The sequence below is a fragment of the Mesorhizobium sp. P2_F5 genome (assembly GCF_056403715.1).
In genome coordinates this window covers 134,582-155,074 of record NZ_JBFUEY010000020.1, presented here as the reverse complement: position 1 = coordinate 155,074, position 20,493 = coordinate 134,582, and the positions used below count along the sequence as shown (strand labels likewise).

The window sequence follows — 20,493 nt, the reverse complement described above, 5'->3', positions numbered from 1 at the left end:
CCGAGCTTCATCGCCGAACAAGCGCGCCATGGCGCTTTCCACTGGATCCTGAAATTTCCAACGAACGTCAACGCGGCGGACTCGTGCTATTCCACTCTACATGGAAAACGCGGAGATTCTCGAAGTACTGGCGCGTGGCGCGGCCGCAGGCGTTTTCCTCGGGCTCGCCATTGTCGTCGGCCGCGGTAGCTATTCCCCGGCACGCGTTACCGGTGTGCTCTTTTGCTTGGCCGCCGCGTCACACACACTGACCCAACTTCCCGGTTTGGAGCAGTCGCTAGGTTGGGCGCGGCCGCCGATATGGACCCTGTCCGTTATGGGCGCGGGCCTTTTCTGGGCGTTCGCAACGGAACTCTTCGAAGATCGCCAGCGTCTTAAGGCCCACCGCTTCGCTCCTGCAATCGGCTTGCTTGCCCTCGGGATACTGGCGGCCGTGACGCCGCCCGGAGCAGCGAGGGCCTTATGGCTTGCGCAGAATCTTTTCGGAGCGGCACTCATGGCGCATGTGCTGTTCGTCATCGTGGCGGGTTGGCGCAACGATCTGGTCGAGACACGGCGGCGCCTGCGCGGTCCGGTCCTCGCGGCAGCGGCACTCTATGCCGTGGCCGTAATTGCGGTGCAGATTTCCGAACTCCTCTGGCGGCCGGCCGGCGCGCTCTCGCCCCTTGCGGCCGCAGCTCTGCTCATGCTCAGCCTCGCTGCCATCGGCGCGCTGTTGCAGGCCAATCCAGATCTTTTCGCACGCCCCGTCAGGCCGCAGCCGGCAGAGGTATCCCTGCCGGACATGCAGGCGCCGTCAGGTTACGCCAAGATCGCTGCGAAACTCGATCGGCTGATGCGCGGCGAGCGCGCCTACCGCGCGGAAGATTTGTCGATCGCAGCGCTTGCGCTGAGAGTGGGCGTTCCAGAATACAAGTTGCGGCGCCTGATCAACCGGCAGCTCGGCCACCGCAATTTCACCGCCTATCTCAACCAATGGCGTCTCGCCGAGGTCACCCAGGCGTTGGCGGACCCTGACCAGCGCGAAGTGCCGATCTCCACGATTGCACTCGATGCCGGTTTTCAGTCGTTGGGTCCCTTCAACCGTGCCTTCAAGGCGCAGACCGGCCTGACGCCAACGGCGTTTCGCGCACAGGTGCTTGCGAGCGCGAAGGGTGATCCATCAGCGACTGCGGACGCGGCGACTTAATCCAAGACAGCGTTTCGGAACCAGCCAGCTGGTTTCTGGAATGCGGCTAGTCGGATTTCGGATTCGGCGAGCCCACTTCCCGAACATGAGTCATCTCTGCTCACCGGAATGCTCTAGGCGGAATTCTCTCTGTTCGGTCCGCCTTGCCTCAACACGATCACCGCCGGAGATTGTCATGGTTACCTCTCGCGCACTTGTCTATGCGCCGCTGCTGCTGCCCGTTCTGCCAACCTTGGCGATCGGCCTCAGCATTGCTATTCCGGGAAGCTGCATCGCCGGGGTAAACCGGCTCACTATCGGCTTCATGGCCACCGTGCTGGGTTTCATCCCGGCCTATGTAGCGGTGGTGCTGCTGGCGCAGCGTCGGGTGCCGACCGATGCGTAGGCCGCGCTTCATCGCCGAACAAGCGCGCCATGCGAGAGGGCTGCTCGGGCGGCTCATCGCCTTCATCATGTCGCGCGAGACATGGACAGAGAACAAGCGCGCCATCGAGGCGCTGGGCATCGAAGAGAGCGATCATGTCCTCGACATCGGCTGTGGTCATGGGCGCAGCCTGGCCGCACTGGCCGCGCACGCCGCGAATGGGCACGTTGTCGGCGTCGATCCATCCGAACTCATGGCCGAGATTGCGGTGCTACGAAACCGCGAGCTCGTCAAAGCACAGCGGGTCGAGGTCTCCATCGCCGGGGTCGGTGCGTTGCCCTTTGCCGACGCCGTCTTCGACAAGGCGCTGTGCGTCCATGTCGTCTATTTCTGGAATGGCCTGGATGCCGCCCTTCGCGAGATCGCGCGGGTTCTAAAGCCAGGCGGACGCCTGGCTTTGGTCTTCAGAACGAATGAGGACGAAACTGCCGTGCGGGCGTTTCCGGCCGACGTGTACCGCTTCCCGGCATTTGTAGATATGACATCGGCGCTCGTGGGCGCTGGCTTCATTTTGGATCACACGGGTGAGCGCGGCGGAGGGCCGATGCTGCTCCTAGCCACGAAGTCAGCCAATGCCGCTGAGCTTCCCGGATAGCTCTATTCGACCAGCGATGTGACCAAAGGATTCGTCTCGACCTGAAGCCCGTTGCCCGCCACTCCAGCAATCGGTCTTCCAGCGCCGCACCGCAACCCCCCTGTGCTACGGCTTCGAAAGGCATATTGACAAAACTCGTGTTCGCTCGCTCTCCTAAAGCGTTCTCTAATATACGGAGGCAGCGATGCCGTACACGTATCGGTGCAGGGACTATCCGGGGATGGAAGCGTGCCCGGCGAGCTTCACGGCAGAGAGCGCGTCAGAGGTAATGAAGCACGTCGAACTTCACGCTGAGGTCGCCCACGGTGAAGACCCGAAACAATGGTCGCAGGATGACCGGGAGCAACTCAAAAACCTGATTGTAACCAGTTAGGCCCGCTTTCGCCGGAACTGCGAACGCTGATGTCATCAAGTTCTTAGTCGTGGATGCCAAGGGTCCTTCCTCTACGTTTCTGGGACTCTAGGCGACGCCTAGAGGATGGGCGCAATCCGCCTAGCGAGGCGCTCACTGGTTGCGACAGCTTCCTTGCAAGGACTGCGGGACTAAGTGCCCGATGCCACCAAGAGTGCCCGTATCCTGGAGGTCTCGAAGGGCAATACCGGGAGGCGGTCTGAAAGCCAGCCCTGCATGCCACCCTCGACGTCAGTAACGTTGCTTAGACCAATGCGCACTAGGTTCGCGGCAGCAAAACTCGACTGATAGCCTTGGTTGCAGAGCACTAGAATGCGCTGCTTGTAGTCGTCTTTGTTGATCATTTCGTGGCGCCACGGAGCGCTCGGATCGCAGCGCCACTCAAATTCGTTGCGGCTGATAATCGCCGCGCTAGGAATCTCGCCGTCGCGGGCTCGTTGCTCGAGGTAGCGGATGTCGACAAGCACTGCACCTTGCTGCATTTCCTGATAGGCTGCGGCCCGCGAGAGGCGCGGTGTCAGCATGGCGCGAGCTTCACTGAGCATTTCATCAACTGTCATTTGCAGCCCCCAGGGCGATCGCTACATCGTCACCTCAACAGGCAGTCCCGCTGCTTTCCATTCCGGCAGTCCGTCTTCCAAACGCCGAGCCTGGAAGCCGCATTTGCGAAGCGCCGCAACGGCTTCAAATGACATCACGCACCAAGGTCCGCGGCAGTAAGCAACAATTTCGCGATCCGGGTCGATTTCCGCGAGACGCGCTTGAAGATCGGTGAGCGGCACATTGATCGCGCCCGGCACGTGACCGAGCGCGAACTCGTCCGGTGGGCGGACGTCAATCACGGTAACTAGCCCGTCGCGCATCCGAGCTGCCAGCCCCTCTCGGGTTACAGGCTCCATGCTGTCGCGAGATTCGAAATAGCCCTGCACGATACGGTCGACCTCGGCGAGGTGGCGCTCCGCGACGGAGCGGATCGACGCAAACAGCGACAGCACGGTGTCGTCGGCGAGCCGATAGTTCACGAATTTTCCCTCGCGTTCGGCCTGGACCAGTCCAGCTCGGCGCAGGGTCTGCAGGTGCTGAGAGACATTGGCGATCGGAAGCCCGACCTTGGTAGCCAGCAGGTCAACGCTGCGTTCACCCTGCGCCAGATGTTCGATCAGCTCCAGCCGCTGAGGGTTGCCGAGCGCCTTCGCTACAATCGCGAACTGCTCATAGAGCGCCTGTTTCGGTTTGCGGATTGACATCAGCTTCGAGTCAACGTTAGATCATTCAATATAGTTTTTGAATGACACGCATCGACCGCCCTGTCAAGGTTCGGCGCATTTCGCTGGGCCGTTGATGGCGGCCCATGAAGGACATCCCCATGATCCTGCGCCAGTTTCTTCATTCCGACCCCGTGGCCGTATCCTACCTCTTTGGCTGCGGCGGCAAGGCATCCGCTGCGGTCGTTGATCCCGTTGGCGACGTTCAGCCCTATCTCGATGCGGCCAAGGCGACCGGCATGCGCATCCTCTACGTGATCGATACGCATATCCATGCAGATCATGTCTCGGCCGGCCGCGCCCTCGCGCAAGCCGCCGGCGCGGAATATGTGCTGCATGAGAGCGCCGCCGCCGATTTCGACTTCCACCGGGTCAAGGACGGCGAGGTGCTTGAACTTGGCAATGTCACCGCGCAGATCATGCACACGCCCGGCCATACGCCTGAGCACATTGCATTGCTGGTGACCGACCGCACACGCACCGTCGAACCCTGGTTCGTGCTGACCGGCCATACGCTGATGGTCGGCGATCTTGGCCGCACCGAGCTTGCCTCAAGCGCAGAAGATGGCGCGCGCTCCCTGTTTGCCAGCGCCCAGCGCCTCAAGGACCTGCCCGACCATGTCGAGGTATTGCCCGGCGCCTTTTCCGGGTCGGTATGCGGCCGTTCGCTCAGCGGCAAGCCGACATCGACTATCGGTTTTGAGAAGCGTTTCAACAAGGCTTTTCGCATCGCTGATGAGGACGAATTCGTCGCGGCCATGGTGGCTGATATTCCTCCGCCACCGCCAGAGGCGGCACGCACCCGTGCGCTGAATGCCGGAGCCGCGCAGTGAGCGAAGCCGGCGCTGCGCCGCATGTTGCCCTCGGGCTCAAAGCCAACTGGCAGCAGTTTTCGCTCTTGGTGCTGATCAACGCCTTTGTCGGTGGGATGGTCGGCATCGAGCGCACCGTCGTACCGCTGATCGGCTCGAAAGAATTCGGGATCGCTTCGACGACGCTGGTCGTCTCCTTCATCGTCAGCTTTGGCGTGGTGAAGGCGTTCGCCAATCTCATATCTGGGCAACTCGCCGATACATGGGGCCGCAAGCGCGTGCTCATTCTCGGCTGGCTGTTCGGGCTGCCGGTGCCGTTCATCATTATCTGGGCGCCGAGCTGGGGCTGGATCATCGCCGCAAACGCATTGCTTGGCATCAGCCAAGGGTTTGCGTGGTCGATGACTGTCATCATGAAAGTTGATCTCGTCGGGCCCAAAGGGCGGGGCATGGCGGTCGGCCTCAACGAGTTCGCCGGCTATTTCGCAGTTGGCGTCACGGCCTTTCTCACCGGGTATCTCGGCGGGCAATACGGTCTACGTCCGGTGCCGATCTATCTCGGCGTGGCATATGCCCTGCTTGGCACCATCCTCTCGCTTGTGCTGGTGCGCGACACGCGGGCCCATGTTCGGGCGGAGATGGCCGGCCACGTCAAGCAAGTCTCGCCGATTTCCTTCCGCGAGGTGTTCGTCCTCACCACCTTCCGTGACCGCAATTTGTTCGCCGCCTGTCAGGCTGGGCTGGTCAACAATCTTAATGACGGTATGAGCTGGGGCATCTTCCCTCTGTTCTTCGCCGCCAACGGCCTAGGCGTTGAGCGCATTGGCATCCTGAAGGCCGTCTATCCGGCGGTGTGGGGGCTATTGCAAGTCGCTACAGGCCCCTTAAGTGATCGCTGGGGGCGCAAAGGCCTGATCGCAGCGGGCATGTGGGTGCAAGCGACCGCGCTGTTCCTGACCGCTTTCACGAGTGACTTTCGCTGGTGGCTGTTGGCGAGCGTTCTGCTCGGGCTCGGCACGGCCATGGTTTATCCAAGCCTGATCGCGGCGGTGTCGGACGCTTCGCATCCCTCGTGGCGCGCCCGGTCGCTGAGCGTCTACCGCTTCTGGCGCGATCTTGGCTACGCAATCGGCGCGCTCTCGGCCGGCCTCATAGCCGATTTCTTCGGCCTGGCCTCGGCGATCGCTGCGATTGCGGGTCTGACCTTCGTTTCGGGCGTGATCGTCGCCGCGCTGATGAAAGAGCGGCCCGCCGGCGCGCCGCTCGTCAACGCCGATGCCGGAAAGGCCGCGCCATGAATACGGTTTTCATCCTCAATGACGCGCCATGCCTAGCCACGGCTACGGCCGTCACCGAAACGTTGCCGGTGGTACTCTAGCGATGCGACGCATACACGGCCCGCTCCGGGAGGTCGGCCTTGCGGAGATTCTTGCGAAAATGCTCAAGGTTCGCGGCATCACCATAGGGCGCTAGCTTCGGATCGGTCCATTTTTCCAGCGTGGCGCCGGCATCGAGTTCGAGAGCGCGCTTCACCGATTTCTGGGCCTGCTGCTGGTACCCGGCGGCAGCGAAGCTGGCGGCCTGATAGATGCGCATGATGGCGCTATCAAGCGAGTGCAGGCTGGCGAAGGTGGCGATGGCCTTGTCGTATTGGCGGGCATCGAAATAGATCTGGCCCAGTTGGGAAGTGTACCATTCATAGTGAAACGGATTGAGGCGCATGGCCTTTCGCGCGTACTCGATGCCCTCTTCCGCCCTGCCTGCATAGCTCAGGCAAAGAGCGTAGTCGGTCGTCACGTCGGCGTCGTTGGGATTGCATTCGAGGGCTTTCCGGAAGGCCTCAAGTGCCACGCCATGATTCAATGTATACAAGTGATAGTTAGCGAAAGCCCAATAGGACCAGGAATCGCCGTCGTCGCAGGCAATCGCCTCCACTGCCCATTGGCGGGCCAGTTCCATCGAAACATCATGGTCGTCGGCCCAGCCGCAACAGGCGTCGACCGTGTGACTCATCGCCATTTTACTATAGGCCTTGGCAAGTCGCGGATCACATTCGATTGCCCTGGTCAGATGTTCCCTTGCAAGGCTCTCTCCTTCCTTGGTCAAACGACAGGCATCAATGGCGCGCTGGAGATGGTCCAGGGCGACGAAACTCTCGAGTCCGGCGGACTTGCTTCGGTCACGCCAGGCCTTGCCGAGCCTGCCGCCATAGCCGGACGCAAGCGTGCCGATGATCGTCCCGGTGATTTCGTCCTGGACCGAGAAGATATCCGTCAGTTGCCGGTCATAGGTCTCGGTCCACAGCTGCCGGCTCTCGGCGCCGTCGACAAGTTGGACCGAGACGCGGATGCGATCCCCAGCTTTCTGAACACTTCCCTCCAGAATGTAGCGAACCGAAAGTTCACGCGCAGCCTCAGCCGATGTCACCGGCCGGTTCCGGTAGGCCAGGGTGGAAAACCTGTCGATGACGAACAACTCGTGAAAGCGCCCGAGGCTGGCGACGATGTTGAGCGCCAATCCTTCGCAGAAAATATCCTGCGCCGCATCGCCGCTCATGTTGTCGAAGGGAAGCACGGCGATGGACGGTCTCGGCGGCACAGGAGCTTCTGCGGAGGCCCCGAAGGGCCTCGGGCCTGCATATTTATAGCCGCGGCCATGCACGGTTACGATCATTTCGGCGGGCAACAGTTTTCGCAGCGCCGAAATGTGGACCTGCAGCGTGTTCTCCTCCACCACCAGGCCGGGCCAGACCGCATCGAAGAGTTCGGTCTTGCTGATCACGTCGTCCGGCCGCTCCAGCAACATGGAGAGGATGTCGAAGGACCGCCCCGAAAGCTCCACCGGCCCGTTAGGCGCCAGCAGCAGCCGTTCGGCGCGTTTCAAACGATAGTTCCCAAACTCCAAATCCATTGGCCAAGAACCCACCCCTCGCGGGCAGGATAATCCAAGATCACCTTGAAGGCGAACTTCAGGGCTGTTCAGGACTCTTCAGGCCCGGGCCAAGGACCTGAACGGCAACCGGTGTCACTCTCACCGTCACAGGAGGACACCATGACTGACGTGCACATCCTCATCCGCCGCCTCAACCCGTCGCGGCTCAGCTTTGTGTGGCCGGAAATCGGCGCATCGCTTGCCGCCATATTCAGTTTGGTGGCCGAAGCGCTGACAATGGCCTACGCGGCCCCCTACACCAGTCGCCGTCGCCAGCCGCAGGTCATTCCGGATGATGATCTCGAGGGGCGGGACCCCAACTGGTGAGCTCCACCTTTCCTGGGATTGCTCAGTCGAGCACCAAGACAACAGCCTTGGCGAGGTCATCCATGCCGTCTTCGGGCAGGCCGGCAACATTGATGCGGCTGTCGCCGACCATGTAGACGCCGTACTCGGCGCGCAGCCGTTCGACTTGCGCTTCGGTGAGGCCAAGCCTGGAAAACATGCCGCGATGGCTGGCGATGAAATCGAAGCGGTCGGAATTGGATTGCCGGCGCAACGCGTCGGCGAACTGGACGCGCAGCCTGAGCATGCGAAGCCGCATCTCCTCGAGCTCCGCCTCCCAGTCGGCGCGCAAGCCGTCGTCTTCCAGCACCATGCGCACCGCGGCGGCGCCATGGTCCGGCGGCATCGAATACATGGCGCGCGCCGCCGCCAGCATCTGGCTCATTGCCACATCGGCCTGGGCGCCGTCCTTGGCCATGATCATCGCCGCGCCGACGCGGTCACGATAGACGGCAAAGTTCTTCGAGCAGCTCGACGCAACGACCATTTCGGGGACCTTCGCCGCCAGCAGGCGCAAGCCGACGGCATCGGCATCGAGGCCTTCGCCGAAGCCCTGATAGGCAATGTCGACAAACGGCAACAGCCCGCGCTCGACGACGAGATCGGTGATCCTGGCCCACTGCGCGGCATCGAGATTGGCGCCGGTCGGGTTATGGCAGCAGCCATGCAGCAGCACGATGTCGCCGGCCTCGGCCGTACCCAGCGCCGCCACCATGTCGTCGAAGCGCACCGCGCCGGAAGCGGCGTCGAAATAGGGATAGTCGCGCACCTTAAGGCCGGCGCCGCGCATTACCGGCGGGTGGTTCGGCCATGTCGGGTCCGACAACCAGACGGTTGCGTCGGGACGGGTCCGCTTCAAAAGCTCGGCCACCAGCCGCAGCGCGCCGGAACCGCCGGGCGCTTGCGCCGCGCGAATGCGCGTCATGTCTGCCGTAGGGCCGAAGGCCAGCTTGACCATCGCCGTGTTGAAGGCGGTATCGCCGGCAAGGCCGAGATAGGTCTTGGTGTCCTGGCCATGCAGCAGCCGCTTCTCGGCCTCGCGCAAGGCGCGCATGACCGGCGTCTTGCCGTCGCGGTCCTTGTAGACGCCGACGCCGAGGTCGATCTTGCCGGGCCGCGGATCGGCGCGATAGAGGCCGATCAAGGCGATGATCTTGTCGGCCGGGGCAGGTTGCAGGGTCTCGAACATCGATAGTGGTTCCGGTGGCGGCGGATTAATACGCAAATCGGGCGCGCTTCGCCAGCGCTTTCCTGTGCGCCAGACGGAAAGCCTTGCCAGAACCATTGTCGATGCCGAAGCCCAGCCTACACGTTCCTGTCACATCGGCGTAGTTTGAATAGGTTTGCCGGATACGACAAAGAGCGGTGGCGAAGGACAATGATGAGCCAGCAAGACAAGTTCGACCTCGCCATTGTCGGCGCCGGCATTGTCGGCCTTGCGCATGCGCTGGCAGCCGTCCGCCGCGGCCTTTCCGTCGTCGTCATCGATCGCGACGCGCAAGCCAACGGCGCCTCGGTGCGCAATTTCGGCTTCGTCACGGTGAGCGGCCAGGAACGTGGCCAGGTGTGGCGGCGCGCTATGCGCTCCCGCGATATCTGGCTGGAAGTGGCCGGGCCTGCCGGCATCGACATCATCCAGCGCGGCACCGTTGTCGTCGCGCGTCGCCCCGAAGCGCGCAGTGTGGTCGAGGCGTTCCTGCAGACCGAGATGGGCGAGGGATGTTCGCTGCTTGAGCTCAGCGAATTGCAGCGCAATTATTCCCAGCTTGCCGGGGCGGACTTCGCCGGCGCCCTGTGGAGCCCGCACGAGGTGCGTGTCGAATCGCGTGAAGCAATTCCGCGCCTTGCTGCTTTCCTTGCCGAACAGCACGGCGTCGAGTTCCGGCGCGAAACGGCAGTGCGTGGGATCGAGCCGCCTGCGATCGAGACCAGCCGCGGCACAATCGTCGCCGACAAGGTGATTGTCTGCCCCGGCGACGATCTGGCGACGCTTTATCCCGAGCGAATTGCGCTCTACGGCGTCCGGCGCTGCAAATTGCAGATGATGCGCCTTGCCGATCCCGGCTTCCGGCTTCCATCTCCAGTGATGTCGGATCTCGGACTTGCGCGCTATTCCGGCTTCGGGGCCTTGCCTGAAGCCACGGCCTTGCGCCGCCGGCTCGAGAGCGATCAACGCCATGCGCTGGACAATGGCGTACACCTGATCGTGGTGCAGAGTGCGGACGGCACGCTGGTGGTCGGCGATTCTCACCATTACGCAGCGACGCCGGATCCGTTCGCCTCGGAGCGGGTCGACGAGATCATCCTGGAAGAGTTCAGCGCGGTCTTCGGCGGCGCGCCGCCGCGGGTGCTGGAACGCTGGACCGGCATCTATGCCTCGGCTGTTAATCACACGATGTTTGCCGACGCGCCGCGGGAGAATGTGCGCATGGTGATGATCACCAGCGGCACGGGCGCCTCGACGTCGTTCGCCATCGCCGAAGAGGTGATCGACGAACTCTTCGGTTCAACCACGGCAGACGCCAGAAAGATCGCCTGATGACCACCCGGCACCTGCTTCGCGCCGTCGTTTTCGACTGGGCCGGCACCGTCGTCGATCATGGCTCGCTGGCGCCGATGGGCGTCTTCGTCGAAGCGTTCCATGAATTCGGCGTCGCCATCAGCATCGAGGAGGCGCGCGGGCCCATGGGCATGGCCAAGCGCCCGCACATCGCCACCCTGATGGCGCTGCCGAGAATCTCGACCGCCTGGGCCAGGCAGCATGGCCACGCGCCGACCGATGCCGACATCGACGCCGTCTACGACGTCTTCGTGCCGAAGAACCGCGCGGTGGCGGCTCGCTTTTCCGACGTCATTCCTGGCGTCGCCGATGTGGTCGCCACGCTGCGCGCGCACGGCCTCAAGATAGGCTCGACCACAGGCTATACGCGCGACATCATGGCCGAGATCCTGCCTGGGGCGGCCGCGCACGGTTTTGCGCCGGATTGCCTGGTCTGCACCGGCGACACGCCGGATGGCAGGCCGACACCGTTCATGCTGTGGAAGGCGCTGACCGAACTCGGCGTCTATCCGCCATGGCTCAGCGTCAAGGTCGACGACACCGAGGTCGGCATTGCAGAAGGCATCAATGCCGGCGCCTGGACGGTCGGCGTGTCGGTCACCGGCAATGTCTTTGGCCACACTCTGGCGGAAACGCAGGCAATGGCGCCCGAGCTTTTCCGCACCAAGCGCGCCGAGGCAGCGGCCAAGCTCAGCGCCGCTGGTGCGCACTATGTCGTCAACGGGGTGGCCGATCTGCTGCCGGTGATTGCGGTAATCGAGGGCAGGCTTCGACGCGGCGAACGACCTTAGGACACCGCCGAGCGATCAATGCGTCGCCAGCGGCTTGATGCGAATGCCTTTTCCCGCGGCTCCGCCTCGATGCTGTGCGACGAGCGCGGTGCGTCCTCCGACAGCAAGGCGACTATGGCCTTGAATTCGTGATGACCCGCCGCATAAGCACCCGTCCAAGCACGATGAGCACAATGCCGGTCAGCAGGAAGAAACCACCGAGCATGCCGGCCAACCCGGCAAGGAACCAGCGGCCGGCGAAGCTGTCGACGGAGGCATTCTGCGGATTGGTTGGATCGTAGGCGACAGGGACGCTGTCGCCATCGCCCCAGAACGAGCTGTGGACGGCATTGTTGAAGCGGATGACGGTGCCGTCTGCTGTCGAGAATTCGATGCGGGGATTGTATTCGGCGGCGACAATCCTGCCTGTCGCCGAAGCGGTGCGGGGGCCGTACATCTCGACGATGGCCAGCACGCCGGAAACGATCAGTCCGACAATGCCAAGGATCATGAACACCCTGCCGACGATCGGCAGCGCCGCGGCACCCGTCACCCGATCCCCACCGACCATCTTTTGCTCCTCTGCAAAGACGGGAAGGCTAAACCACCAGCATAGTGCAAACATCTGCCGCGCGGGAGATGGGCGTTTGCGAAGCGCACTCCTGACGGCATGATGCCCACGACGCAGAAAGTTTTGGCGTGCGAGGGATTAAAATCCCCACATGCTCCGTAAACAGGGCATGAAACGGTCGATGCCACGCTTCGATATAGTTGGACAGCTGGGTTCGTTGCGGCGCTACGCCCGCTCGCTGACGCGCGACAGCACCGATGCCGAGGATCTGGTGCACGATGCGCTGGTGCGCGCCTATGAGCGGCGCGGCACGTTCCGTTCCGGCGGCAATCTGCGGGCATGGCTGCTGTCGATCGTCCACAACGCCTTCATCGACAAAATGCGCTCGCGCCGGTCGGAAGCGGCACGCGTCGAACAGGCCGGCCATCTCACTGATGCCAGCACGCCAGCCCCGCAGGAACATTCCGTGCGCCTGGCGCAGGTGCGCGAGGCCTTTTTCAGCCTGCCGGAAGAGCAGCGTTCGGCGCTGCATCTGGTCGCCATCGAGGGCCTTTCTTACCAGGAGGCCGCCGACGCCAGCGGGGTGCCGCTGGGCACGCTGATGTCGCGCATCGGCAGGGCGCGCGCCGCGCTGCGCTCGATGGAGAGCGCTGCGCCTTCGCCGGCGAAAAGCCATCTGAGGATCGTGGGAGACCCGTCATGACCGATCTATTGCGGGACCCGGTGACCGATACCGACCTCGACGCCTATGTCGACGACCAGCTGGATGTCGCGCGCCGCATCGAGGTCGAGGCGTTTCTGTCTGCACGTCCGGAAGCAGCGGCGCGGGTGATGTCCGACTTGAGGACGCGCGACGAGCTGCGCCTGGGGTTGGCTGCTTCCAACGGGATGGCGCGGCCGGCGACGACTGAAGTCGCGCGCCGGCTGGGCAGGGGGCTGGCCAGCCGCCGCGTCTTCGCCGTGCTGCAGCGGGCGGCCGCGGTCGCCGTCTTTGTCGCCGCCGGCTGGCTGGCGAACGGTTTCTTCGGGCCGCTGCTGGTGACCAAGGTGGTGGCTTCGCCGCCGCCGCCCGCCTATGTCGAAGAAGCGATCCGGGCGCACAGGACGACGCTCATGCGCGAGGCGATGCCCTCGCAGCTCGAGGCACCGAACTACAATGCCGACGAAATCCGAGCGGCGACCGCCATCGTCATGCCGTCGCTGCCCAAGGACTGGACGGTCCGCGACGTGCAGGTCTATCCGTCGCGCTTCGGGCCGAGCGTCGAGGTGGCGCTGGAGACGAAGGATATGGGGCTGGTCTCGCTGTTTGCGATCCGGCCGGGAACGTTCGACGTGGTCAAGCCGGCAATAGCGCCCTCGGGCGATATTTCCTCGGCCTATTTCCAGATCGGCGAGGTCGCCTACGCGGTCGTTGCGCGCAGCGATGTCCACGATCTCGACCGTGCCGCCGAGACGCTCGCCAAAACGCTTTACTGAGACCTCACATAAGGAGAACCCGCATGAATACCCCCGACCTTGGCTACCGCATGGGCGCTGGCGTCCGCGCCGGCGCCGTTTATGACGAGGGCCTGCGCAGCCACATGCTGCGTGTCTACAACTATATGGGTATCGGCCTCGTCGTCACCGGCGTCATCGCCTTCGTGGTCGCCTCGACGCCGGCCCTCTACGTGCCGATCTTTTCCAGCCCGTTGAAATGGGTGGTGATGCTGGCGCCGCTCGCCTTCGTGCTGTTGTTCTCGTTCAAGATGCAGACGATGTCGGCGGCGAGCGCTCAGGCGATGTTCTGGGCCTTCTGTGCGGTGATGGGCCTGTCGCTGGCTTCGGTGTTCCTGGTCTTCACCGGCACCAGCATCGCGCGCACTTTCTTCATCGCCGCCACCATGTTCGGCGCCACCAGCCTCTACGGCTACACGACCAAGCGCGACCTGACCCAGTTCTCGTCTTTCCTGATCATGGGCCTGATCGGCGTGGTGATCGCGAGCGTCGTCAACATCTTCCTCGGCTCGACCGCGCTGCAATTCGCCATCTCGGTGATCGGCATCGCCGTGTTTGTCGGCTTGACCGCCTGGGATACGCAGACGATCAAGGAACAGTGTGCGGAGAATTTCGACGCGGAATCGCAGCAGAAGCTCGCCGTCTTCGGCGCGCTGTCGCTCTATTTGAACTTCGTCAACATCTTCCAGCTGTTGCTGAATTTCACCGGCGAACGCGAATAGTCGAACCGTCGCAGGCAACAATCTCGATCTCGCAGTGGCCGGAGGGGAAACTCCGGCCACTGTTGTTTTTGCCATGGGGTCATTCTCGCGGCTCTGTTAGGAGCGCGCTGTCTTGCCGCCCTTGAGTCCACGCCGGCCTTTGCTAACCTGCCGCTTGCACGCAGCTTCTCGCGAGGACGCATGGAACAAGTGACGCTTCACGGCGACGGCATTTCGGCGACCATTGTCGGGCAGGGGGCTGAACTCATCTCTTTGCGCAACGCCGAGGGTCTGGAGCTTCTGTGGCAGGCCGGACCGGAATGGCGGCGGCATTCGCCGGTGCTGTTTCCGATCATCGGTCGGCTGAAGGGCGACCAGTTGCGCCATCGCGGCCAGGTCTATCCTTTGACCCAGCACGGATTTGCCCGCGACAAGCCGTTTGTGTGGGCTGAGACGAGCCCCCGATCCTGCACGCTGGTGTTGACCGACGATGCCGACACCCGCACGCGCTATCCCTTCGCGTTTCGCCTGGCCGTCACCTACACGCTGGAGCGCCAGCAACTCGGTGTGTCCTTCGATATCACCAACACCGGCGACGAGACGCTGCCGGCATCGATCGGGGCGCACCCGGCATTCAATTGGCCGTTGCTGCCAGGCCTCGCCAAGACCGATTACCGGTTGAACTTCGCCCAGGACGAGCCGGCGCCGATCCGCCGGCTGAAGGACGGCCTGGTGCTGGCAGCACCACAACCGACGCCTATAGATGGCAGGACGCTGGCGCTCTCCGAACAGCTGTTCGAGGCGGACGCCGTGATCCTCGACCGGCCGGCCAGCAGCAGCGTACGCTACGCCGCCGCGCACGGTCCGGCGATCGAGATGTCGTGGCAGCGTTTCAAGGAATTGGGCGTCTGGTCGAAACCGGGCGGCGCGCCGTTCCTGTGCATCGAACCCTGGCACGGCCTTGCCAGCCCCGTCGATTTCGACGGCGAGTTCGCCGACAAGCCTGGGGTGATGCTGATCGCGCCCGGGGAAAAGCGTGTGCTGAGTTATCAGGTAAGGCTGACATCCACCTGAACTGACGATACGCCTCCAGGCCTGAACTGACGATACGCCTCCAGGCGCTTGAATTTCCCTGAAATGATCGGGAATATGGATCCAACGGATATTCCGGACCGTCCGGGAGGAGCGGCTCATGCCTGAATGCTTGAAATTCAGGGTTGCGGCAGCTGTGCTGGCTGCGCTGATTGCCTTTCCTGTTGCTGCCGCTGATATCGACCGGGCCAGCCTCTACCGCGCGCAGTCGGTGACCAATGGCACTGGCGAGGAGAACCGGGCGTGGGGCCTGGCGCCGTGTCTTGAAGAGGTGCTGGTCAAGGTTTCCGGCGACCCGCGGCTGATCGGCGATCCGCGTGTCGCGGAAATGAGCCGGCGCGCGGCCGACTATGTCACCGATGTCGGCTACCGCGACCTGCTCAACAACCGGCCGCCGCATGATGAGCAAGGCACGCATGACCGACCGCAATACATCACCGCCGATTTCGATCCGGACAAGATCGATGGCTTGCTGGCGTCGCTCGGGCGCAAACCGTGGCCGTTGCCACGGCCCGCGATCGTCGCACTGCTCGACATAAAGCCGATGAAAGGTGACGGCTTCACGCTGGTGCGCGATGGCGGCAACGAGCTTGAGGCGGATATGCGCGTCGCGCTGGCAGACGCCGCGCACCGGACCGGTTTGCCGCTGGAGCTCCCCAAACCACAGGACGTCGCGCTTGCCGACGTTGCCGACACCCTGGGCGGCGATGCTTCGCTTTCCGGCACTTTGACATGGCGCCAGGAAGCGCTGGGTTGGGTCGGCGACTGGCGGCTCGGCTTCAAGGGCAAGGAGTATCGCTGGCAGGTGCGCGGCGTCAGCTTCGACGATGCGTTCCGCAATGCTGTGCGGGGAACGTTGCAGATACTGTCGGGCAACGGACAGCCGTAAGCCGGCTATGCGGCACCCACCCATAATGTCAAAGCGATTTAGAGACGCGACACCACCAGCCAGTTAGAAATGCGACAGTGATGCGCTTCCTGGCGCCGACGTGAGCGCCCGATCGGGCGTCAGCTGGTCGGGGTTGCGCAGCCCGATCGGGGGCGGTCAGTAGAGCTCCCCGGCTTTAGCTTTGAGGGCCCGCACAACACATCGTGCTGGGTGCAAAGGTCGTCATTTCCGCGTAGATATAACGCTATGACGCACGAGACTGCCGCCTCCACATCCTATAGGAAATTGCCGGTGGCCTTCGGAGGTGGTGCCATCATTGGCGCCCTCGGCGGCCTCATCGGCCTTGGAGGCGCGGAGTTCCGACTGCCGCTTTTGATTGGCGTGTTCAACTTCGCTGCGCTGGAAGCAGTGATTCTGAACAAGACGATGAGCCTGGTCGTGGTGGCCACAGCTTTGCCATTCAGGGCGCAGACAGTGCCCTTTGCCGACGTGGCCGCCCATTGGCCGGTCATCCTCAATCTGCTTGCTGGTAGCCTCTTGGGTGCCTGGTTTGGAGCAGGATGGGCAACACGCCTCAAATCGGAAACTCTCTACAGGGTGATAGCCTTGCTCCTGGTCGTCATCGCGGTCGTGCTGTTGTTCGGTCACGACCACGCCACGACAGGTGCAGCGCTGGTCACCGGCACAGCACAGCTTGTCGCAGGGGTCATTGCTGGGTTCATCATCGGCATCGTCGCCTCGCTCCTCGGAGTTGCCGGCGGAGAGCTGCTTATCCCGACGCTGGTTCTGCTGTTCGGCGCTGATATCAAGCTGGCGGGCTCTCTCTCGCTTGCTGTGAGTCTGCCGACGATGCTCGTCGGGTTCACTCGCTACAGCCGGGATCAGAGCTTCTCGGTCATCGGCCGCAACAAGAAGTTCCTTCTGATCATGGCCGCCGGATCGATCATAGGGACATTCATCGGTGGCCAGTTGCTCGGCCTGGTGCCGAGCTACGTGCTGCTTCCGGCACTGGCGCTGATCCTTGTGATATCGGCCGTAAAAGTCTGGCAGCACAAGTAGTCACTCGGCTGCCTCCAGTCGCTCGGCCGCCTCCATCCGAGCCATCGTCTGCTCCCGCCGGGCAATGACGGCCGGATCGTTCATGAAATCCGTCCGTCGACCAGGCTTGCGGCCACGCTTCACATAGCCATTGGCCTGGCTGCCATCGGGAATCCCGAACATATGGTTCGCCTGGCCGGTGCGGCGCGGGCCGTGCTGGCTGCGCTGAAGGTCGCGGCCGACCTGCATCTCGGCCACCATGGCAAGCGCTTCGTCCAGGCGCTTGTTCTCGACAATCTCCGATCTGTGAACCGAGCGCAGCTTGTCAAATGTCCTGTAGGGCAGGGATGTGCTGCCCTCCATGATCTCAAGCCGACCGTCAGGATAGTCGCAAACGACCACCTTCTTGCCGGCCAGGCTCTTCGCAAAGGCGCTCGGATCGAGGATGAACAGCACCTTGTCGTAGCGCAGCGTCAAGGCTTGCGACAGCGTGCGGAACTCCTTGCGGCACATGGCGCTGTCCAGATTCTCATGCTCGGCGAGGGGACGGTGCATATCCTTCGGATTGCGCGGCTGCTTGCCGAAGCGGACATTGAAGTCGGCGGCGAACTCGGCTGCGTAGGCGTTCGCCGCCTCGATCGTGCTGATACCGCGCAGGCGCAGTTCCTTCACAAGCCGGTCCTGCAGCGTCTGATTGGCGCGCTCGACGCGCCCCTTGGCCTGCGGGCTGTTGGCGCAGATGATGTCGATGTTCAGTTCGTAGAGCGCGCGACCGAATTGCGTCAGGCCGGTCGTTCGATCCTTCTCGGAGCCATGCGTCGTGCGGAAGACGCCATGCTTGTCGCTGTAAAATGAGATCGGCTTGCCCCATTCCCGCAAATAGGCCTTTGTGGCGATCAGGTAATCGAACGTGTTCTCGGAACCGGCGAAACGGAGATGCAGCAGCTTGCCGGTCGCGTCATCGATGTAGACGAGCAGGGCGCATTTGGGACCGCGGTTCTCGAACCACCAATGGTGCGAGCCATCGATCTGCACCAACTCGCCGAGGCAGTCGCGCCGGCCCCGTGGCTGGTGAAGCTGCTTCTTGCGCTCCCGGCGCGATGTCCAGATGCCGGCCTCCGTCATCCATTTGCGCAGCGTCTCGGTGCTGACGGCGATCTGGTGCCACTCAAGCAGCTTCTCGCGGGCAAGCGTCGGGCCGAAGTCCCGGTAGCGATCGCGCACCAGATCCAATGCGGTGTTGCGGAAGTCCTCATCATGGCGCCGATTGCTCGGTCGGCCGCGCTTCTTCGACGCCAGCCCGCCGGCGCCGTCCTGGTCATAGGCCTGCAACAGCCGGTGAACCTGACTGCGGCTGAGATGAAGAAGCTCCGCCGCCTGGACGACGCTCAGCCGCCGGTCACGGATCTTCTGGATGGCTTCAAGACGATGCAGCTCTTTTTGCGACAAGGTGACCAAAGGCATGACGGCTCCCGCAACAAGCCCGGTCTCACGCCAGGCTCTGTGAAGTCGCCAGCCTTCCTTTCCAGCTTCATGTTGACCAGCCTCGGAAGCGGGAAGTGTCGCATCTCTAACTGGGGCAACTGTCGCATTACTAAATAGCTGCTACACATAAAAGTCGCATAAGATAGATTATGCATGAACCTTCCGAATATAAAGCGAACCTTTTTGTAATATAGCGGGGATAACGAACCGTTACCCCCGCAAACGAAACCAAGCAGTGATTTGCGTTTTTTTGTCAACAGGCCTTAAGGACCTATTGACCCTTTTTTTCGAGTGCCGCCGCTATTTTTCGAAGCGAGCGGGCAATACTGGCGATCCAGCCCAAGAGGGCCACCGCCGCGCCCAAGGGCACGAGGTAGGAGAGAGCCAGAAAAAGGCTTGCGCTCTCGGCGTCCATCAGGAGCACCACGGCACAAAGATTTTAGAGCCCCCACCTTTAGAAGCGTTCGACTTTGGTCGAGGCTTACAAGAGGCCGCGGCCGATTTGTCGCGCACCTTCGGGTGACTGTCGGAGACAGGCGACGGCCGAGCCAGCCCGGGGGCAAGCCCCCCGGCACCCCCCGCGAGGGGGACCGTGCGGCCCCCCTGCACCCCCCGCTGAAGCGGGGGGAGGTGGGGAGTTTTTATCTCGATCTGTTTCGCTCTTCTGACGGTTGATCCGGGCCGCGTGGCCAATGACGAGATAATGAGCCGCGAGACATTGCGCTTGCGGCTTTCGGTTGGTGCTGAGAGCCCAGCCGCTACGCGACTGTAATGCTGCGCATTCAACCGTTCCAAGCGCGCGCTCCGCTGGACTAGCGCAGCGTCCGGCATGGCAGGCATGCTAAGCGGCTTGGGATGGAAGAAGGGAGAGGGGACGCCCCGCTCTAACTTCGAGCGAGCGCCATAGGCGACCCGCCGAGAGAGAGACGGCGTTATATCCCGCCGTACCGAGGCGCGCCGGGGTTCGGCTTGACGCCTGTCCCGACGATCCTTCTTTTTCCGATTTTCGTATGCCATCTGGCTTCGCCTTCCTCATCAGTTGAGAACCATAACCGACCGGTTATGGTGTCGGAGTAATAGCAATTGTGAGACTCGCTGAATAGTGGCACGGAACCGCCTGGGGGCGGGGTCCGAGGCTTAACACCGCGAGCGCCACGAGGCTGCAAGACCTCGGGCGGCATGACCGTATTACGGTCGACCCACCAATCGATAAGATCGGAGTGAGGCCAGCGGTTATTACCGTGGACCTCTTTCCAAGCATCTATGAATGCTTGGTAGAATATCTGACCGGCTGCACTTTGTTTCGACAAGTAGAACTTTTCGGGGAGGCCGGTTTTAGAATTCAGCACATCAGGGAACCAATAGAAATTGTCGCGAGGCGAGACCCCTTGTTGTGCGTAATCCATCGCGAGCTTGCGGAAGTAAGGAACCCCGATAGCGGGATTTTTTGACAGGACGAATTTCGCCTGTTTTGCCTCATCAGACCCAAGGTCTTTGTAGAGGTATTTGACGCAGTAGCGGATGGATGCATTGGAGGCGACTTCGCTTTGCGAGAAGCCATGAGGCCAATGCTTTTCATCAGATCGAGCGAACAGGTAACCCTGTGGCGGCTCTGCCTGATAAAATAACATCAGATGCCAGTGAGAGCGCCCCTTTGCGGAGCCATACTCACCTACTGCGAAATATCTAAATTTGTGTCCGGATTTCCGGAGACGCTTTAAGTATTTCTGCACATCTGAATAAGTCAGCACTTCCGACGCGGGGACGTTGCCGCCCCCATAGGTCAATGTAACAAACCGGTTTGCTACGGAAGTACGACTTTCAGCAATGCACCGGCCTACCCAATCTTGGGCACGGACCGAGAAGCATTGCATACATTTACGACACCCAACGGCAGTACCGTCTGGCAGGTTCCTTGGG

Annotated in this window: 23 protein-coding genes; 15 read left to right on the top strand and 8 right to left on the bottom strand. The window is 62.4% G+C overall.

Going from position 1 to position 20,493, the window contains the following annotated elements:
- Positions 1-100: 100 nt before the first annotated feature.
- From AC1DYO_RS24705 to AC1DYO_RS24690, 4 genes are all read left to right on the top strand, one after another.
- Entirely contained in the window at positions 101-1,189 is a 1,089-nt protein-coding gene (locus tag AC1DYO_RS24705) for a helix-turn-helix domain-containing protein (RefSeq protein WP_477267070.1), read from the top strand.
- 175 nt (positions 1,190-1,364) lie between these two features.
- Positions 1,365-1,574, top strand: a complete 210-nt coding sequence (locus AC1DYO_RS24700; protein ID WP_477267069.1) for a hypothetical protein — start codon at positions 1,365-1,367, stop codon at positions 1,572-1,574.
- Positions 1,567-2,208, top strand: a complete 642-nt coding sequence (locus AC1DYO_RS24695; RefSeq protein WP_477267068.1) for a class I SAM-dependent methyltransferase — start codon at positions 1,567-1,569, stop codon at positions 2,206-2,208. Before AC1DYO_RS24700 ends, AC1DYO_RS24695 begins: the two co-directional genes overlap by 8 nt.
- A 184-nt stretch (positions 2,209-2,392) precedes the next feature.
- Complete coding sequence (locus AC1DYO_RS24690) at positions 2,393-2,581, top strand: DUF1059 domain-containing protein (protein ID WP_477267067.1); 189 nt, start codon at positions 2,393-2,395, stop codon at positions 2,579-2,581.
- Between the two features lie 170 nt (positions 2,582-2,751).
- On the opposite strand, the gene AC1DYO_RS24685 is transcribed toward AC1DYO_RS24690, so the two are convergent.
- Together AC1DYO_RS24685 and AC1DYO_RS24680 are read right to left on the bottom strand one after the other, a co-directional pair.
- Positions 2,752-3,180, bottom strand: a complete 429-nt coding sequence (locus AC1DYO_RS24685) for a rhodanese-like domain-containing protein (RefSeq protein ID WP_477267066.1) — start codon at positions 3,178-3,180, stop codon at positions 2,752-2,754.
- A gap of 21 nt (positions 3,181-3,201) precedes the next feature.
- Positions 3,202-3,867 carry an ArsR/SmtB family transcription factor gene (locus AC1DYO_RS24680; RefSeq protein WP_181056913.1) on the bottom strand — a complete coding sequence of 222 codons (666 nt, stop codon included), beginning with the start codon at positions 3,865-3,867 and terminating at the stop codon, positions 3,202-3,204.
- Positions 3,868-3,971: 104 nt separating this feature from the next.
- Here AC1DYO_RS24680 and AC1DYO_RS24675 point away from each other — a divergent pair, with 104 nt between their 5' ends.
- Both AC1DYO_RS24675 and AC1DYO_RS24670 read left to right on the top strand, forming a co-directional pair.
- Entirely contained in the window at positions 3,972-4,718 is a 747-nt protein-coding gene (locus AC1DYO_RS24675) for an MBL fold metallo-hydrolase (RefSeq protein WP_477267065.1), read from the top strand.
- Complete coding sequence (locus AC1DYO_RS24670; RefSeq protein ID WP_477267064.1) at positions 4,715-5,995, top strand: MFS transporter; 1,281 nt, start codon at positions 4,715-4,717, stop codon at positions 5,993-5,995. Before AC1DYO_RS24675 ends, AC1DYO_RS24670 begins: the two co-directional genes overlap by 4 nt.
- Before the next feature lie 76 nt (positions 5,996-6,071).
- Here AC1DYO_RS24670 and AC1DYO_RS24665 read toward each other — a convergent pair whose 3' ends face one another.
- Positions 6,072-7,580 carry a winged helix-turn-helix domain-containing tetratricopeptide repeat protein gene (locus AC1DYO_RS24665; protein ID WP_477267063.1) on the bottom strand — a complete coding sequence of 503 codons (1,509 nt, stop codon included), beginning with the start codon at positions 7,578-7,580 and terminating at the stop codon, positions 6,072-6,074.
- Positions 7,581-7,748: 168 nt separating this feature from the next.
- Here AC1DYO_RS24665 and AC1DYO_RS24660 point away from each other — a divergent pair, with 168 nt between their 5' ends.
- On the top strand, positions 7,749-7,955 hold the full coding sequence (locus AC1DYO_RS24660) for a hypothetical protein (protein ID WP_477267062.1): 207 nt from the start codon (positions 7,749-7,751) through the stop codon (positions 7,953-7,955).
- 22 nt (positions 7,956-7,977) lie between these two features.
- Here AC1DYO_RS24660 and AC1DYO_RS24655 read toward each other — a convergent pair whose 3' ends face one another.
- Positions 7,978-9,162, bottom strand: a complete 1,185-nt coding sequence (locus tag AC1DYO_RS24655) for an amino acid aminotransferase (protein ID WP_477267061.1) — start codon at positions 9,160-9,162, stop codon at positions 7,978-7,980.
- A 189-nt stretch (positions 9,163-9,351) separates the two neighbouring features.
- Here AC1DYO_RS24655 and AC1DYO_RS24650 point away from each other — a divergent pair, with 189 nt between their 5' ends.
- Together AC1DYO_RS24650 and phnX are read left to right on the top strand one after the other, a co-directional pair.
- The gene (locus tag AC1DYO_RS24650) at positions 9,352-10,512 is read left to right on the top strand and encodes a TIGR03364 family FAD-dependent oxidoreductase (protein WP_477267060.1); all 1,161 of its coding nucleotides are present in this window, start codon (positions 9,352-9,354) and stop codon (positions 10,510-10,512) included.
- Positions 10,512-11,324, top strand: a complete 813-nt coding sequence (gene phnX / locus AC1DYO_RS24645; RefSeq protein WP_477267059.1) for a phosphonoacetaldehyde hydrolase — start codon at positions 10,512-10,514, stop codon at positions 11,322-11,324. Before AC1DYO_RS24650 ends, phnX begins: the two co-directional genes overlap by 1 nt.
- Positions 11,325-11,436: 112 nt before the next feature.
- On the opposite strand, the gene AC1DYO_RS24640 is transcribed toward phnX, so the two are convergent.
- Positions 11,437-11,874: a DUF3592 domain-containing protein gene (locus AC1DYO_RS24640; protein WP_477267058.1), complete on the bottom strand. Its 438-nt coding sequence runs from the start codon at positions 11,872-11,874 to the stop codon at positions 11,437-11,439.
- A 169-nt stretch (positions 11,875-12,043) separates the two neighbouring features.
- Here AC1DYO_RS24640 and AC1DYO_RS24635 point away from each other — a divergent pair, with 169 nt between their 5' ends.
- The 6 genes from AC1DYO_RS24635 (at position 12,044) to AC1DYO_RS24610 (ending at position 17,109) form a co-directional block, all read left to right on the top strand.
- Positions 12,044-12,577: a sigma-70 family RNA polymerase sigma factor gene (locus tag AC1DYO_RS24635; RefSeq protein ID WP_477267134.1), complete on the top strand. Its 534-nt coding sequence runs from the start codon at positions 12,044-12,046 to the stop codon at positions 12,575-12,577.
- Entirely contained in the window at positions 12,574-13,350 is a 777-nt protein-coding gene (locus AC1DYO_RS24630) for an anti-sigma factor family protein (protein WP_477267057.1), read from the top strand. Before AC1DYO_RS24635 ends, AC1DYO_RS24630 begins: the two co-directional genes overlap by 4 nt.
- 23 nt (positions 13,351-13,373) lie before the next feature.
- Entirely contained in the window at positions 13,374-14,090 is a 717-nt protein-coding gene (locus AC1DYO_RS24625; protein ID WP_477267056.1) for a Bax inhibitor-1/YccA family protein, read from the top strand.
- 180 nt (positions 14,091-14,270) lie between these two features.
- Positions 14,271-15,143: an aldose 1-epimerase family protein gene (locus AC1DYO_RS24620; RefSeq protein ID WP_477267055.1), complete on the top strand. Its 873-nt coding sequence runs from the start codon at positions 14,271-14,273 to the stop codon at positions 15,141-15,143.
- A gap of 118 nt (positions 15,144-15,261) precedes the next feature.
- A complete protein-coding gene (locus tag AC1DYO_RS24615) occupies positions 15,262-16,050 on the top strand; it encodes a DUF2066 domain-containing protein (RefSeq protein ID WP_477267054.1) in 789 nt (262 codons plus the stop codon).
- 246 nt (positions 16,051-16,296) lie between these two features.
- Positions 16,297-17,109 (top strand): sulfite exporter TauE/SafE family protein, encoded by an 813-nt coding sequence (locus AC1DYO_RS24610; protein ID WP_477267053.1) that lies wholly within the window; start codon positions 16,297-16,299, stop codon positions 17,107-17,109.
- Here the strand turns inward: AC1DYO_RS24610 and AC1DYO_RS24605 are convergent, their stop codons facing one another.
- From AC1DYO_RS24605 to AC1DYO_RS24595, 3 genes are all read right to left on the bottom strand, one after another.
- A complete protein-coding gene (locus AC1DYO_RS24605) occupies positions 17,110-18,552 on the bottom strand; it encodes an ISNCY family transposase (protein ID WP_477267052.1) in 1,443 nt (480 codons plus the stop codon). It lies immediately after the preceding gene.
- A 292-nt stretch (positions 18,553-18,844) separates the two neighbouring features.
- On the bottom strand, positions 18,845-18,988 hold the full coding sequence (locus AC1DYO_RS24600) for a hypothetical protein (protein ID WP_477267051.1): 144 nt from the start codon (positions 18,986-18,988) through the stop codon (positions 18,845-18,847).
- 517 nt (positions 18,989-19,505) lie between these two features.
- Positions 19,506-20,447, bottom strand: coding sequence for a rolling circle replication-associated protein (locus AC1DYO_RS24595; protein ID WP_477267050.1), 942 nt, complete (start codon positions 20,445-20,447; stop codon positions 19,506-19,508).
- Positions 20,448-20,493: the final 46 nt, after the last annotated feature.

What these genes read in the sequence shown, in the direction of transcription:
- AC1DYO_RS24705 (WP_477267070.1), top strand. Translation starts at nt 101, where the DNA reads ATGGAAAACGCGGAGATTCTCGAAGTACTGGCGCGTGGCGCGGCCGCA.
- AC1DYO_RS24700 (WP_477267069.1), top strand. Translation starts at nt 1,365, where the DNA reads ATGGTTACCTCTCGCGCACTTGTCTATGCGCCGCTGCTGCTGCCCGTT.
- AC1DYO_RS24695 (WP_477267068.1), top strand. Translation starts at nt 1,567, where the DNA reads ATGCGTAGGCCGCGCTTCATCGCCGAACAAGCGCGCCATGCGAGAGGG.
- AC1DYO_RS24690 (WP_477267067.1), top strand. Translation starts at nt 2,393, where the DNA reads ATGCCGTACACGTATCGGTGCAGGGACTATCCGGGGATGGAAGCGTGC.
- AC1DYO_RS24685 (WP_477267066.1), bottom strand. Translation starts at nt 3,180, where the DNA reads ATGACAGTTGATGAAATGCTCAGTGAAGCTCGCGCCATGCTGACACCG.
- AC1DYO_RS24680 (WP_181056913.1), bottom strand. Translation starts at nt 3,867, where the DNA reads ATGTCAATCCGCAAACCGAAACAGGCGCTCTATGAGCAGTTCGCGATT.
- AC1DYO_RS24675 (WP_477267065.1), top strand. Translation starts at nt 3,972, where the DNA reads ATGAAGGACATCCCCATGATCCTGCGCCAGTTTCTTCATTCCGACCCC.
- AC1DYO_RS24660 (WP_477267062.1), top strand. Translation starts at nt 7,749, where the DNA reads ATGACTGACGTGCACATCCTCATCCGCCGCCTCAACCCGTCGCGGCTC.
- AC1DYO_RS24655 (WP_477267061.1), bottom strand. Translation starts at nt 9,162, where the DNA reads ATGTTCGAGACCCTGCAACCTGCCCCGGCCGACAAGATCATCGCCTTG.
- AC1DYO_RS24650 (WP_477267060.1), top strand. Translation starts at nt 9,352, where the DNA reads ATGATGAGCCAGCAAGACAAGTTCGACCTCGCCATTGTCGGCGCCGGC.
- phnX (WP_477267059.1), top strand. Translation starts at nt 10,512, where the DNA reads ATGACCACCCGGCACCTGCTTCGCGCCGTCGTTTTCGACTGGGCCGGC.
- AC1DYO_RS24640 (WP_477267058.1), bottom strand. Translation starts at nt 11,874, where the DNA reads ATGGTCGGTGGGGATCGGGTGACGGGTGCCGCGGCGCTGCCGATCGTC.
- AC1DYO_RS24635 (WP_477267134.1), top strand. Translation starts at nt 12,044, where the DNA reads ATGAAACGGTCGATGCCACGCTTCGATATAGTTGGACAGCTGGGTTCG.
- AC1DYO_RS24630 (WP_477267057.1), top strand. Translation starts at nt 12,574, where the DNA reads ATGACCGATCTATTGCGGGACCCGGTGACCGATACCGACCTCGACGCC.
- AC1DYO_RS24625 (WP_477267056.1), top strand. Translation starts at nt 13,374, where the DNA reads ATGAATACCCCCGACCTTGGCTACCGCATGGGCGCTGGCGTCCGCGCC.
- AC1DYO_RS24620 (WP_477267055.1), top strand. Translation starts at nt 14,271, where the DNA reads ATGGAACAAGTGACGCTTCACGGCGACGGCATTTCGGCGACCATTGTC.
- AC1DYO_RS24615 (WP_477267054.1), top strand. Translation starts at nt 15,262, where the DNA reads ATGCCTGAATGCTTGAAATTCAGGGTTGCGGCAGCTGTGCTGGCTGCG.
- AC1DYO_RS24610 (WP_477267053.1), top strand. Translation starts at nt 16,297, where the DNA reads ATGACGCACGAGACTGCCGCCTCCACATCCTATAGGAAATTGCCGGTG.
- AC1DYO_RS24605 (WP_477267052.1), bottom strand. Translation starts at nt 18,552, where the DNA reads ATGCCTTTGGTCACCTTGTCGCAAAAAGAGCTGCATCGTCTTGAAGCC.
- AC1DYO_RS24600 (WP_477267051.1), bottom strand. Translation starts at nt 18,988, where the DNA reads ATGGACGCCGAGAGCGCAAGCCTTTTTCTGGCTCTCTCCTACCTCGTG.
- AC1DYO_RS24595 (WP_477267050.1), bottom strand. Translation starts at nt 20,447, where the DNA reads ATGCAATGCTTCTCGGTCCGTGCCCAAGATTGGGTAGGCCGGTGCATT.